General features: G+C 69.1%; 9 protein-coding genes. All 9 read left to right on the top strand.

Going from position 1 to position 14,019, the window contains the following annotated elements; translation table 11 throughout:
• Window positions 1-8 precede the first annotated feature (8 nt).
• On the top strand, window positions 9-509 hold the full coding sequence (locus tag ACE5C1_RS16220; RefSeq protein ID WP_374945113.1) for a type VI secretion system baseplate subunit TssE: 501 nt from the start codon (window positions 9-11) through the stop codon (window positions 507-509).
• Window positions 506-2,368, top strand: coding sequence for a type VI secretion system baseplate subunit TssF (gene tssF, locus ACE5C1_RS16215; RefSeq protein WP_374945112.1), 1,863 nt, complete (start codon window positions 506-508; stop codon window positions 2,366-2,368). Before ACE5C1_RS16220 ends, tssF begins: the two co-directional genes overlap by 4 nt.
• Window positions 2,341-3,414 (top strand): type VI secretion system baseplate subunit TssG, encoded by a 1,074-nt coding sequence (tssG, locus tag ACE5C1_RS16210; protein ID WP_374945111.1) that lies wholly within the window; start codon window positions 2,341-2,343, stop codon window positions 3,412-3,414. The genes tssF and tssG overlap by 28 nt, the downstream gene beginning before the upstream one ends.
• Window positions 3,411-6,140, top strand: coding sequence for a type VI secretion system ATPase TssH (tssH, locus tag ACE5C1_RS16205; protein ID WP_374945110.1), 2,730 nt, complete (start codon window positions 3,411-3,413; stop codon window positions 6,138-6,140). The genes tssG and tssH overlap by 4 nt, the downstream gene beginning before the upstream one ends.
• A 74-nt stretch (window positions 6,141-6,214) precedes the next feature.
• On the top strand, window positions 6,215-7,552 hold the full coding sequence (gene tssK, locus ACE5C1_RS16200; RefSeq protein WP_374945109.1) for a type VI secretion system baseplate subunit TssK: 1,338 nt from the start codon (window positions 6,215-6,217) through the stop codon (window positions 7,550-7,552).
• Complete coding sequence (gene icmH / locus ACE5C1_RS16195; RefSeq protein WP_374945108.1) at window positions 7,549-8,853, top strand: type IVB secretion system protein IcmH/DotU; 1,305 nt, start codon at window positions 7,549-7,551, stop codon at window positions 8,851-8,853. The genes tssK and icmH overlap by 4 nt, the downstream gene beginning before the upstream one ends.
• On the top strand, window positions 8,853-12,254 hold the full coding sequence (tssM, locus tag ACE5C1_RS16190) for a type VI secretion system membrane subunit TssM (RefSeq protein ID WP_374945107.1): 3,402 nt from the start codon (window positions 8,853-8,855) through the stop codon (window positions 12,252-12,254). Before icmH ends, tssM begins: the two co-directional genes overlap by 1 nt.
• A complete protein-coding gene (gene tagF, locus ACE5C1_RS16185; RefSeq protein ID WP_374945106.1) occupies window positions 12,254-12,823 on the top strand; it encodes a type VI secretion system-associated protein TagF in 570 nt (189 codons plus the stop codon). The genes tssM and tagF overlap by 1 nt, the downstream gene beginning before the upstream one ends.
• A complete protein-coding gene (locus ACE5C1_RS16180) occupies window positions 12,823-13,569 on the top strand; it encodes a PP2C family protein-serine/threonine phosphatase (RefSeq protein WP_374945105.1) in 747 nt (248 codons plus the stop codon). Before tagF ends, ACE5C1_RS16180 begins: the two co-directional genes overlap by 1 nt.
• Window positions 13,570-14,019: the final 450 nt, after the last annotated feature.

Genomic DNA, 14,019 nt, shown 5'->3' with positions numbered 1-14,019 from the left:
ACCGCCCGATGATCAATGCGACGCCCCCCAAGCCGTCGATCCTCGACAAGTTGCTCGGCGGATCGCTGGAAGCCGGCGCTCGGGCGCACCAGCATTTTCACGTCCCCCGTCTCGACCGCTATGGCGATGCCGACCTGCGCGGTTGCATCCAGCGGGACATCGCCTGGCTGCTCAACGACGTCCAGTTCGAAGCCGCGGTCCCGCTCGACGATTATCCCGAAGTGCGGACGTCGGTGCTGAACCAGGGGCTGCCCGAACTGATCGGCCGCTCGCTCGACAACGACGCGATGGCGCGCCGTGGCCAGGAGATCACCGCGGCGCTGCGCGCGTTCGAGCAGCGGCTGCGCCCCGAAACGATCTCGGTCGTGTTCGACACCAGCCTGATCCAGGCCGAGAACAAGCTGCATTTCTCGATCAACGGCGAAATCCGCAACGCGCTCGAGGAAAGCTGGGTTCAGTTCAAGACGACGGTCGATCTGGATGACGGCACGATCGAGATCGCGTCGTGACCGCGGTCGATCCCCGCCTGCTGCGGCATTACAACAACGAGTTGCTCTATCTGCGCCGCCGCGCGGTCGAATTCTCGGAGGATCACCGCCAGGTCGCGGGGCGGCTTGGGATCGACGCGCCGACCGATCCCGACCCGCACGTCGAGCGCTTGCTGGAGGGGGTCGCGTATCTGAACGCCCGCGTCCAGTTAAAGCTCGACGAGCGATTCCCGGCGTTTACGCAATATCTGCTCGACGCGCTATATCCGCATTACCTGGCGCCGACGCCTGCCATGGCGATCATGGAATACACGCCGCTTGCCGGCGACGAAGCGCTGGCCAAGGGCATCGTTCATCCCCGCGGGTCGGCGATCCAGGCGTGGCTCGACGGCGACACGCATGCCCGAGTGGAGTTCCGCACCGGGTTCGACGTTACGCTCTGGCCGGTACGGGTGGCGGCGGTGGAATATCTGCCGACCCGCGCCGCGGTGGCGGGTGCGACCGGCGCGGCCGAGGGTGCGGCGGGGCTGCGTATCCGGCTGACGGCGACCAGCCCTGCGCCGATGTCGGCGCTGGCGATCGACACGCTGCCGCTGTTCGTCGACGGCGGCCAGGATGCGGCCAACCTGCTGTTCCAGCAGATGATGGCGGATTGCGTGGGCGTGCGGGTCTGCGCGCCCGAACGCGGCCGCCGCGATGCCTGGAGCGTGCGGGCCGGGGCGGTCGAGCCGATGGGCTTTGCCGTGGACGAGGCGTTGCTGCCCAACGAAGCGCGCTCGTTTCGCGGTTACCGCCTGTTGTGCGAGTATTTCGCGCTGCCCGAGAAATTCCGCTTCGCGCGGCTGACCGGGCTCGCCGCCGGCTTCGCCAGGGCGGACCGGGACATCGACATCGTTCTGCTGTTCGACCGCCCGGTCGACGCATTGGTCGGCACCGCCTCTACCGATACGATCAAGCTGTTCGCGACGCCAGCGATCAACCTGTTTGAGCGCCGCTTCGACCGGGTGCTGGTCGATCGCCGGCGCGACGAGCATCTGGTCATTCCCGACCGCGTCGGGCTGCTCGATTATGAAGTGTACCGGCTCGACAGCGTCACCGGCTATGCGAGGGGCGAGGCGCACGGGTCACCGGCGCTGCCGCTGTATGCCAGGCGGGCGCAGCGCGGGGTGCGGCCGCTCTATTATGCGCTGCGACGGCGGTTGCGCCGGTTGAGCGAGATGGAGACGCGGCAGCGGCGCGAAAGCGATTATATCGGCACCGAGACGTGGATCAGCCTGTCGTCGCCCGACACACCCGCGCTGGCGCAGGGCGTCGCCGAGCTCGGCATCCGCGGGCTGGTCACCAACCGCGCGCTGGCATCCCGGTTGCGGCCGGGGCAGGCGAACTTGCGGATCATGGTCGACGAGGCACAGGGGATCGAAGCGGTGCGCATCCTGCGCGGGCCGACCCGGCCACAGCCGCCGCTGGGGATCAGCGACGCGGCCTGGCGGATCGTCAGCCATCTGGCACCCGGGCACCAGGGGTTCGTTCGCGAGGACGGCGCGCCCGATCTGCTCGCCGATCATCTCTCGCTTTACCTGCGCGACGAGACGCCGGCGCTGCGTCGCGAGATCCAGGGGATCACCGGGTTGCGCGCCGAGACGGTGACGCGGCGCACCGGTGGGCAGGCGCGGCTGGCGTTCCAGCGCGGGCAGAAGCTGGTGATGACGCTGGCGGCGGGCAGCTACGATGCGGGCAGCGCGTATCTCTTCACCAGCGTGATCGCGCAGTTCCTGGCGGAGTTCGCAACAATCAACAGCTTCACCGAATGCGAAGTGCGCACCGATACGGGGATGAAATGGGGGTGGGAGCCATGCTCCGGACATCGCCCGACGATCTGAGCGTGCTCCTCGACGATGCGGAAGCGAATGCGACCGCGTGGGAGTTCTTTGCGCTCGTTCGCGCGATCGAGCACGTGTCGCCGGACGCGCCGCGGATCGGCACCGCGCTCGATCCCGCCGACGAAACCGTCGATCTGGCGCACGAGCCGAGCAACACCTTTCCGCGCACCACGGTCGCGGGGTTCGACCGCGATCGGCGGCGGCCGCGGCTGCGGTCGCTGCATTTGGGGCTGACCGGGCCGATGGGGCCGATGCCGCTCCACATGACCGAGATCGCGATGTTCGAGCGCGCGGCGAAGGGAAGCAACCCGCTCGGCGACATGCTCGACATGGTGTCGACGCGCATGCTGCAAGGCTATTACCGCGCCTGGGCCAGCGGCAATCCGTGCGCGCAGGCGGACCGACCGCCGGACGACGATTTCGCGGGCTTTTTGGGTGCGGCGAGCGGCGCGACGACGCTGCGCTTCGTCAGCGGGGCGGAACGCGAAATCGATGACGAGCCCGGGTTCGGCGACTGGCGGCGGCTGGCTTACGGCGGGCACTTGTCGGGCCTGCGCAGCGCAGCGGCCGTAGGGGACCTGCTCGGCCATGCGCTGGAGCGCACGGTCGGGGTGGACGAGTCGGTCGGGCGCTGGCGCGATATCCCGCGCGAGGCCCGGACCCGGATCGGCAGGCGCGGGGCGCACCATCAACTCGGCACCGGCGCGACGCTGGGCGGCCGGTTCTTCGCGGTCGAATGGGATGTCGCGTTCAAGGTGCGTGCGCGCTCTATGGACGACCTGGAGCGGTTGCTGCCGGGCGGCGAGGTGCATCGGCTGCTGGTCGAGGCGGCGACGGCGGTGCTGCCGCAGCATATCGAATGGCACGCGCGGATCGAGATCGACGAGGCGGCGATCGCGCCGGCCCGGATCGGCCGCGGTGCCACCGGCGCACGGCTCGGCATGACCGGGTGGATCGCGCCGCGCGGGCGGAGCCGATTGCGCAACGATGTCCGGCTTGGCGGCCGGATGGGGATCGATCGACAGGCGAAGGGGATAGGGGCATGACCGAGATCAGCAGAGCGGCGTTGTTCGGGCGACTGGGGCCCAGCACGTTGAAGGCGATCGAGACCGCAACGGGCTTTTGCCGGATGCGAGGCAATCCGTATGTCGAGCTGGCGCACTGGTTCCACACGCTGAACGCGGACGCCAAGGGCGATCTGGCGGCGATCGCGACCAAGTTCGACATCGACCAGGGCGTGCTGGCGCGCGACATCGTCGCCGCGCTGGACGGGCTGCCGCGCGGAGCGAGCGCGATGGATTTCTCGGCGCAGGTTGAGGAAGCGGTGGAGAAGGGCTGGCTGTACGCTTCGCTGCAATTCGGCGCGGGCAAGGTGCGATCGGGACACCTGCTGTATGCGATCCTGAAGACGCCGGGATTGCGCAACGTGCTGCTCGGCATGTCCAAGGAATTCCGCAAGATCGACGCCGATACGCTGTCCGAGGGCTTTGCGGCGATCACCGCGGCGAGCAGCGAATCCAACGAGGGCGGCGCGCTGGCGACGTCGGGTGGCGGCGCAGGGGCGGGCGAGCCCGGCGACGCGCCGGAAGCGGGCGGCGAAGGCACCGCGCTGCAGAAATTTTCGGTCGACCTCACCGCCAAGGCGCGTTCGGGCGAGATCGACAAGATCGTCGGGCGCGACGCCGAGATCCGGCAGGTGATCGATATTCTCCTGCGCCGCCGCCAGAACAACCCGATCCTGACCGGCGAGGCCGGCGTCGGCAAGACCGCGGTGGTGGAGGGCTTCGCGCGGCGGATCGCGGACGGCGACGTGCCGCCGCCCTTGAAGGACGTGACGCTGCGCTCGCTCGACATCGGGCTGTTGCAGGCGGGGGCAAGCGCCAAGGGCGAGTTCGAGAAGCGGTTGCGCCAGGTGATCGACGAGGTCGAGGCGAGCCCGAAGCCGGTCATCCTGTTCATCGACGAGGCGCATACGCTGATCGGCGCGGGCGGGGCGGCGGGCACCGGTGATGCCGCCAACCTGCTGAAGCCCGCGCTGGCGCGCGGCAAGCTCAGGACGCTGGCGGCGACGACCTGGGCGGAATACCGCCAGTATTTCGAAAAGGATCCCGCGCTTACCCGTCGTTTCCAGACGGTCAACGTCGGCGAGCCCGAGACCGACAAGGCGATCGCGATGCTGCGCTCGGTCGCGGACGCGATGGTCAAGCACCACAAGGTGATCGTGCTCGACGAGGCGCTGGAGGCGGCGGTGAAGCTGTCGCAACGCTACATTCCGGCACGGCAATTGCCCGACAAGGCGGTCAGCCTGCTCGACACCGCGTGCGCGCGCGTCGCGGTCAGCCAGCACGGCCGCCCGGCCGAGGTCGAGGACCGCGCACGCCGGGTCGAACTGCTCGATGTCGAGCGCGAGATCGTCGTGCGCGAGGCCGATTCGGGGCTGGGCGATCCGAAGCGGGTGGCCGAGGTCGATGCGCTGCTGGTCGAGGCGCATGCCGCGCTCGCGGTGGTCACCGCCAAGTGGGATGCGGAGAAGGCGGCGGTCGAGGCGGTTATCGCGACCCGCACCAGCCGCGCCGACGCTGGGGACGAGGAGGGCGCGCGCGCCGCCTTCGATGCACCGTTGTGCGCCGGGATGGCGGATCTTGCCGCAGCGCAGGGCGATTCGCCGATGGTTTTCGCGCAGGTCGATGCGAACGCCGTCGCCAGCGTCGTCGGCGACTGGACCGGCGTGCCCGTCGGGCGGATGGTCAAGGACGAGATCGCGGGCGTCCTGAAGATCGCGGACAATCTCAAAAAGCGGGTGATCGGTCAGGATCACGCGATGGAGGCGATCGCCAAGCGAATGCAGACGAGCCGGGCCAAGCTCGACAATCCCAACAAGCCCGTCGGCGTGTTCATGCTGTGCGGTCCGTCGGGCGTCGGCAAGACCGAGACCGCGCATGCGCTCGCCGAGCTGCTGTATGCGGGCGACGATTCGATGATCGTCATCAACATGAGCGAGTTTCAGGAGGCGCACACCGTATCGACGCTGAAGGGCGCACCCGCGGGCTATGTCGGTTACGGCCAAGGCGGCGTGCTGACCGAGGCGGTGCGGCGCAGGCCCTATTCGATCGTGCTGCTCGACGAGGTCGAGAAGGCGCACCCGGACGTCCACGAAATGTTCTTCCAGGTGTTCGACAAGGGCTACATGGACGACAGCGAAGGGCGGCACATCGACTTCAAGAACACGCTGATCCTGCTGACGTCGAACGCGGGCACCGACCTGATCACCGAAGTCGCCGCCGATCCGGAGACCGCGCCCGAGCCAGAGGGGTTGGCAGCAATGCTGCGGCCGGACCTGCTCAAGGTGTTTCCGCCGGCACTCCTCGGCCGCCTGATCGTGCTGCCGTACTTCCCGCTGTCACCCGAAATGCTCGGCGGCATCGTCAAGCTCCAGCTCAACCGCATCGTCAAGCGCGTCGCGGAGAACCACAAGATCGCGTTGACCTATGACCAGTCGGTGATCGAGCATGTGGTCAGCCGCTGCACGGAACTGGCGAGCGGCGGGCGCATGATCGACAACATCCTGACCAATGCCATGCTGCCGACGCTGTCCACCGAATTGCTGGGGCGAATGGCGGAAGGGCGGACGGTGAGCCAGATCCACATCCGCGACGAGAGTGGCGAACTCGCCTACGATTTCGTCGAGGCGGACGGCGAGCCGGTGAGCACCGAGCGTCGGCTGGAGGAGGCGGAGCCCGAGCTGATGGCAACCCAAATCGCGGCCGAGTGAGTCGAGGCGGATACGTTGCGTGCCGGACGAGCGCGGCATAAGGTAGTGGACGGGGTAGGGGGACGATCGAGGGCATGAGTGAACGGCCGGTCTGGTCGGAAGGGCTATTCCTTCGTCCCCAGCATTTCCAGCTGGCGGAGCGCGGCGCCGCGTCCGCGCTGCACGCGCGCTTCGACGGCGCACAGGCTTACCCCTGGGGCATCGTCGAACTCGCGCTCTCCGAAGATCTGGCGCAGGGCGGGCAGGTCGGCGTCGAGCGGCTGGTTGCGGTGCTGCCAGATGGCGAGATCGTCCGCATCCCCGGCGACGCGCCGCCGCCTGCGCCCTTCGACGTCGATTCGCAGGTCCGCGGCGAGATCGTCTACCTCACGCTTCCGGCGGACCAGTTGGGTGCGGTCGCCTTCGCCTATGCGGATGCGGCGGACGCGGGGATCGCGCGCTATCACGTGGTCGAGCGCGATTCGATCGACGCGACCGATCCGGCGCGCGCCAGCGACACGATCGAGGTCGGCCGCGCCAATCTGCGGTTCGGGATCGAGGAAGCCGACGTCACCGGGCGGACGCGGATCGGTGTGGCGCGGATCAAGGAATTGCAGGGCCGCCGGGTGGTGTGGGATGACGCCTACATCCCGCCGGTGCTCGACATTCGCGCGAGTCCCGCGCTAGCCGGATTCCTAACCGATGTTATCGGCCGACTCGATAGCCGCCAGGACGAATTGTCGCTGCGCGCGGTCGAGGGCGCCGAAGGAGGCACCGAGACGTTCGCGGCGTATCTGCTGCTGCAATTGCTCAACCGTTGGCAACCCGAGCTGCGTCACCTGTCGCGGCTCGATCGGGTGCATCCCGAACGGCTTTTCACCGCCTTCGTCGGTTTCGCGGGCGAGCTCGCGACCTTTACTCGCGCCGACCGGCGACCGACCGCGTTTCCCGATTACGATCACGAGGCACTGGAACTGTGCTTCAAACCGGTCGTCGAGGCGTTGCGCGCAGGGCTGTCGACCGAGTTCAGCCGATCCGCGATCCAGCTCGAACTGAAGCAGCTACAGCCGGGTGCCTATGCCTCGACGATCACCGACCGGACGCTGTACGATCAGGGGCGCTTCTACCTTGCGGTGTCGACCCGGCGGCCGGCGGACGACGTGCGGCGGTCCATGCCATCGGTGGTGAAGATCGGATCGGTCGCCAAGATGCAGCAGCTCGTCCAGTCGGCGCTGCCCGGCGTACCATTGACCCCGGTCGGGGCGCCGCCGTCGCAGATCCGGGTCATGCCGAACTACGTCTATTTCGAACTCGACCGGTCTTCGCCCGACTGGCGCGATTTCGCCACGGCGCCCGCGCTCGGACTGCATATCGCGGGCGAATGGCCCGAACTCGATCTCGAACTCTGGTGCGTGAGGAAGCAGTCGCGATGAGCGATAACGACCGGACCGTGTTCCGCCCCTCGCCGCTGGCCGCGGCCGCTGCGGCGCCACCGCCGCCGTCCGCCGCACCGCCGGTTTCGGCGCTGACCGACGACGTCCCGCCGCTGAGCATGCCGATGCGAGCGCGTAATCCGATCATGCCGATCGCCGCGCGGTTGCTGACGCTGTCGGCGGCGGTGCAGGCCGAGCGGCAGGTGGCCGACCCGCAAGGGCTGCTGCGCACCGCGACCGCGGAGGCCAAGGCGTTCGAGAAATCGCTCAACGAGCTCGGGCTGAACGCCGAGGACAATGCGCGTGCGCGCTATGCGGTGCTCGCGACGCTCGACGACATCGTCCAGAACCTGCCCGGCGGATCGACGTCCGACTGGGCGCGGCAGAGCCTGGTCGTGCAGAGTTTCGGCCAGGCGTTCGGCGGCGACCAGTTCTGGACGATCCTCGACGCCATGCTGGCACGACCGGCGGCGTACCGGCACCTGCTGGAACTCTACCAGGCGTGCCTCGCGGTCGGATTTCAGGGGCGCTACCGCGTGCTTCCCGATGCGCAGGCGCAGCTGACCGCAAAGATGAACGCGATCTTCTCCGCGCTTGGCGATGTTCATGCGCGGCCCGAAAACGACTTGGTGCCGCAGTGGCAGGGGGTGCCGACGCCGGTGCGCAAGGTCGGTTGGGCGCCGCGGCTGGTCGCGGTGCTGGCGGCGGTGGCGGCGGTGCTGCTGGTGCTGTTCTTCGGGATGAAGCTGTGGCTCGACAGCCGCGACGAGTCGGCATGGACCGCGCTGCGCTCCGTGCCGCCGCTCGCACCCGCGCAGATCGACCGTGTCGGAGGTGTGGGGCCGACTGAATCGGGGCAATTGGTGCGTATTCGAAGCCGTCTGCGCAGCCCGTGCATCAAGGCGCAGGACGATGGCGCCACGGTGCGGCTGATCGTGTCGGCGTGTCCGGGCCTGCCTGCGGGCATGTTCGAGGCGGGGGCGGCGACGCTGGCCGATCCGTACCGCGAGCTCATCATCCAGGCGGGTAATGCATTGAAGCCCGAACGCGGCCAGATCACCGTCGCGGCGCATACCGACAGCGACGCAATACGTGGCGCGCTGGCGGCGTCCTACCCCGACAATGCGGCGCTGTCGGCGGCGCGCGCGCAGGATGCGGTGTCGGTGCTCCAGTCCGTCGCCGGCGCGGACCGGCTGGTCGCGGCGGGACGCGGCGACCGCGAACCGGTCGATCGCGGCACGTCGGCGGAGGCGAAGGCGCGCAACCGGCGCGTCGAACTCATCATCCCCCGGAGCGAATGATGGCGGCGATCAAGCGAGTCCTGGCGAACTGGTGGGTGCTGGCGGTCGGCGCGGCGCTGCTCGTGACGCTTGTCGTGTTTCTGGTGTGCGGGGTGCTGATCGGCAGCGCGCTGTTCCTGCGCTGGTGGCTGATCCTGGTCGTCTGGCTGATCTTCGCCGGACTTGCGGCATGGCACGTCGTCAAGGCACGCCGCGCCTCCGCGGCGATCGCCAAAGCGATGGAGCCCGCGGACACCGAGGCCGAGGTCGTCGGCGACAAGATGAAGGCCGCGCTCGCCAAGGTGAAAGCGAGCGGCAAGGATGCGCTCTACACGCTGCCGTGGTACGTCATCATCGGCCCGCCCGGCGCGGGCAAGACGACGATCATCCAGAAATCGGGGTTGCGGCTGATCTCCGACGAGGCGGCGGCCGGGGTCGGCGGCACGCGCAATTGCGATTGGTGGTTCACCGACGAGGCGGTGCTGATCGACACCGCCGGACGCTACACAAGCCAGGACTCGCAGGGCGCGCGCGATGCCAAGGGGTGGGAGAATTTCCTTGCCACGCTCAAGAAGGCGCGGCCGTTGCAGCCCTTGAACGGCGTGATCGTCGCGATCGGGCTCGACGAGATCGGCACTGCGTCTGCCGACGCGCTCGACCGCCACGTTGTCGCGATCCGGGCGCGATTGTCCGAGCTTTCGCGCCAGCTCGGGCTCGAGCTGCCGGTGTACGTGCTGTTCACCAAGGCCGATCTGGTCGCGGGCTTCGTTGAGTTCTTCGACGATCTGACCGTCGAGGGGCGGCGTTCGGTGCTCGGGCATACGTTGCCGCTCGGCGAGCATGCGGACGAGGCGGAGCTGACGGCGGGGTTCGATGCGGTCGCGCAGGCTTTGGCGGACCGTGTGCCGCGGCGTTTGCAGACCGAGACCGACACCGTCCGGCGCGGAGCCGCACTCAACTTCCCGGCGCGGATCATCGAATTGCGCGCGCGCGCCGTACGGCTGCTCGACGGCATCTTCGGGGGCGGCACCGCGCCGGGCAAGCTGCGCGGCTTCTACCTGACCAGCGGCGTGCAGCAGGGGACGCCGTTCGACCGGCTGCTCGGCGGCATGGCGGCGACGCTTGGCCGGAGCGTGCGCGCCAAGCCGTCGACCCCGCGCGCGTTCTTCGTCAATCGGCTGCTCAAGGACGTGATGATCGCGGAAGCCGGGCTGGCAGGCGGCGATGCCGGGCGGCAGGGGCGCGAGAGGCGGGCACAGACGGCAGCCTTTGCGGCGATCGGGGTGATCGCGGTGCTGCTGCTCGGCGCGTGGATCTGGAGCCTGTTCGCGAACATGGGGGGACAGCGCGCGACCGCGCTCGCCGCGACGCAGATCGCCGAGAGCACGCGGGCGCTCGATGCGGGCGACCGGGTGTCGACCAGCGCCGGCACCGCCGAAGTGCTCGACCTGCTCGATTCGCTGCGCGACAAGCTGCCGTACGGCGTCACCAACGCGGCCAGCCCGCCGCTCGGCGAGCGGTTCGGGCTGTACCGCGGCAACCTCGCCGACGAGAGCGCGCGCGCGTATAACGACGCGCTGCAGCGCTATCTGCTGCCGCGCGTGATCGTGACCACCGAGCGGGCGCTGGCGGCGGCGGGAAGCGATCCGATCGCAGCGTACGATCCGCTGAAAATCTATCTGATGCTCGGTAACCGCGCGGGCGCGGCGCGCGATCCCCGCTATATTCTCGGCTGGCTGGAGCGCGAACTCGAGGCGCGCGACCTGCCCGGCGAGGAGAATGCAGCGCAGCGCAAGCGGGTGCTGCGCCATGCCGAGGCGCTGCTTGGCGACACCGGGCGGTTCGGACGGCAGCTGACGGGGCCGGTGCTCGACGGCGCACTGGTCCAGTCGGCGCAGGCGACCGTCGCGGCGATGAGCCCGGCGCAGCGTGCGCTCGCGCTGATGCGCCAGCAGGTGCAGGGCGAGGACTGGACGATGGTCGGCGGCGCGCTGCTGCCGGGCGAGGCCGACGCATTCGGTAACCCGCAGGAAGTGGCGGCGGCCAAGGTGCCGTATCTGTTCACCAAGACGGGCTTCCAGAAGGGCTTCGTGCCGCAGGTCGCGACGATCGGGGCCGAGCTCGACAAGGATCGCTGGATGCTCGGCGGGTCGATCGAGGCGCAGGCACCGCTCGACATGGCCGAACTCGGGCGGCTGTATGCGGCGGATTACGTCAAGGCGTGGAATGCGATGCTCGCGCTGCCGCAGCCGAGCGATTACGCGCGCAACCCGACCGCGCTGGCGCGGCTTGCCAACACCTCGGCATCGCCGCTGAAGAAGATCACCGACCAGGTGCTCGCCAACACCGCGGGGCTGAGCCCCAAGGGGTTGAAGGCGCCCAAGGGTCCGAAGCTGCCGGGCGGTGCGCTTGGCAAGGCAGCAGGCGGTGCGATCCGCGGCGCGGTGGCGGAACGCTCGGGGGCGTCGGCGTCGATCCTGGCGGCGGGGGAGATCGAGGGCGCGTTCGCGGGGCTGCGGGGTTACGCTGCAGGACCGACGGCGCCGATGAACCAGTTGCTCGAAGCGCTCGGCAAGTACCAGCTGGCGCTTGCGGCGGCGTCGGTCGGCGGTGGCGGCGGTGCCCCCGGAGCGCCAGGCGGCGGCGCATCGGGCCAGATCGCGGCGGCAGCGGCGGAATTGAGTGTCGCGGCGCAGAATGCCGGAGCGACCGTGCCGCAACTCGGTACCTTCGTCAGCCAGGTCGCGGGCGGATCGAGCAAGCAGAGCGAGACGCAGAAGACGAGCGAGCTGCGCGACGCCTATGCCAAAACGGTCGCGGCGACGTGCACTCAGGTGATGGGCGCGGGCTATCCGTTCGGCACCGGCGCCGACCTGCAGCCCGCCGACGTTTCACGCGTGGCGGGGATCGTCGACGGCTTCGGGCGTGACCAGCTTGGTACCTACGTCGATCGCAGCGCAGCGGCGTGGGCGTGGATCAAGGAGCCGACCGTCGCGTCGTTCGCGCCTGCTTCCGCCCGTGCGTTCCAGCGCGCGTCGGAGGTGCAGGCGATGATGGGGGGCAATCTGGTGCTGCGGATATCCGCCGCGCCGACCAACAAGACCGCAATCCGGCTGCGCGTGGCCGGGGTGCCGATGGACTTGGCCCCGGCCGCGCCCCCCGAGCGGATGAGCTGGTCGACCGGCGGGAGCCAGGTCGCCGAGCTGATCGCGACCGGCGACGCCGCGACGCCGCCGTTGCGCGAGGAGGGCCCGTGGGCGCTGTTCCGGCTGCTGGGCAAGGGCGGCAAAGCGGCGACGGGCCCGGGGCAGTACCGCTTCACCTTTTCGCCCGCGACCGCGATCGACGTGGGCGTCGCGGGGGGCCCCGATCCGTTCGCCGCGGATGGCCCGTTTTCCTTGCGCTGCCCGGCGCAATTGTAATGGGCGCGCCAGTCGCTGGGCCGGTTCCTGGGCTGTTCGGCAAGCTGCCGGCGCACGGCGACTTCGTCCGTCGCGGCTGGCCCGACGAGACCGTGGATGCGGTAGATCGCTGGCTGACGGACGGCATCGCGGTGGCGCGCGAGACTCGCGACGATACGGACTTCGCGGCGTGGATGCACGGCGCGCCGCTATGGTTGGGCTATGTGCCGCCGGGCATGCTCGGGCCGCTGGCGCTTCACATCGGCCTGGCGCCGTCGATCGACCGTGCGGGGCGATTGTTCCCGATCGCCGCGGGGGTTGCGGGTGATGCGGACGCCACCTGGAAGCGGGTGTCGACCGGGTTCGGCGCGGTGCTCGACACCGCCATCTACGATGCGCTTGCGGGGCGGGTCGATGCCGACGGGCTTGTCGACGCGATCGCGACTCGGGCTCCCGTGGATCACGCCGGCGACGCACCCGCCCGTTCGGCCTGGTGGCTCGGGTCGCCCGCAGAGGACGCGCCGGTGCTGGAGACCGAGGCGATCGACTCCGCGCTGCTCGAACGCCTGCTGTGCGAAGGACAATCCTGATGCAGCTACGCTACCGCTCGGCGCCGCGCACCCATGTCGGGCTCGTGCGCAAGGTGAACGAGGATGCGGTGCTGGCGCGCGACGATGCGTTGCTGTGGATCGTCGCGGACGGGATGGGCGGGCACGACAATGGCCAATGGGCATCGCAGACTCTGGTCGCGCAATTCGCGCAATTGGACCTGCAGATGAGCCGCAGCGCCCGCGGTGCCGCCATCGTCGGTGCGATCCGGGACGGCAATCGCGCGATCAACGATGCGGCGATGGCGGCGAACAAGCAGATGGGCACGACTGCGGTCGTCGTCCACTGCGACGGCGACGACGTGCTGCTGCTCTGGGTCGGGGACAGCCGCATCTACCGGCTGCGCGGCACCGAACTGGCGCAGATGACCCGCGACCACACGATGGTGCAGGACCTGGTCGATCGCGGGGCGCTCGATCCGCACGAAGCGGAGACGCATCCGATGAGCCATGTGCTCAGCCGCGCGGTCGGCACCGAGCCCGAGTTGCGCTACGATAGCGTGGTCGACAAGGCGCAGGCCGGCGACCGCTACCTGCTGTGCAGCGATGGGCTGACCAAGGTCGTTTCCGACCCATTGATGGCCGCGATTCTGTCGGCCGGCAGCATCGAAGCCGCCGCGGACCGCCTGATCGCCGAGGCTTTGGAGCGCGGCGCGCCGGACAATACGACGCTGGTGGTGCTGTCGGCGGAGGAAGCGACCGCGTTGGGGATGCGCCCGGCGTTGTGACGGGGTGCGGAGCCGGAAGGTGAGGCTAAGGTGAGGCCGATGCGCGTCGCGGCGGTGCGTTCGGGATTGGCTCGGGCCGTGTCGGATCGATCGCGCACGATTGCCGTTGCGTGCGTGCGGATATTCCGACGGGGAGAATGAGCGGAGAGGGTCGCGGCGGCCCTTCCCGAACGAGAAGCACAGCAGGCACGTGTAGGACAGCATTATTTCTTGGCAATGCGAGATAGCGGGTCCGGGCCGGACAACGCGGTTCCGAGCGGCTCGCCTGTGGCAAACCCCCCTCAATCAGCTTCGCTAGGCGGCGTGGACGAATTGGTTGACGCTGGATCGAGCGGTTGATTCAAGGCTTCCTTTTGGAGGCGTGATTGAGCCGCGGTGATCTGAGCGAGGCGGAGTGGCAGGTTTTGCGGGACCTGCTGCCGATCGAGCCGTCGATGCGTGGGCGCGGGC

This window comes from Sphingomonas sp. (assembly GCF_964263785.1).
Lineage (GTDB): Bacteria > Pseudomonadota > Alphaproteobacteria > Sphingomonadales > Sphingomonadaceae > Sphingomonas.
The sequence above is the reverse complement of the archived record's forward strand: the minus strand, read 5'-3'. Positions and strand labels throughout refer to the sequence as shown.

Coding starts and splice junctions, on each gene's coding strand:
- ACE5C1_RS16220 (WP_374945113.1), top strand. CDS start 9: ATGATCAATGCGACGCCCCCCAAGCCGTCGATCCTCGACAAGTTGCTC.
- tssG (WP_374945111.1), top strand. CDS start 2,341: ATGCTCCGGACATCGCCCGACGATCTGAGCGTGCTCCTCGACGATGCG.
- tssH (WP_374945110.1), top strand. CDS start 3,411: ATGACCGAGATCAGCAGAGCGGCGTTGTTCGGGCGACTGGGGCCCAGC.
- tssK (WP_374945109.1), top strand. CDS start 6,215: ATGAGTGAACGGCCGGTCTGGTCGGAAGGGCTATTCCTTCGTCCCCAG.
- icmH (WP_374945108.1), top strand. CDS start 7,549: ATGAGCGATAACGACCGGACCGTGTTCCGCCCCTCGCCGCTGGCCGCG.
- tssM (WP_374945107.1), top strand. CDS start 8,853: ATGGCGGCGATCAAGCGAGTCCTGGCGAACTGGTGGGTGCTGGCGGTC.
- tagF (WP_374945106.1), top strand. CDS start 12,254: ATGGGCGCGCCAGTCGCTGGGCCGGTTCCTGGGCTGTTCGGCAAGCTG.
- ACE5C1_RS16180 (WP_374945105.1), top strand. CDS start 12,823: ATGCAGCTACGCTACCGCTCGGCGCCGCGCACCCATGTCGGGCTCGTG.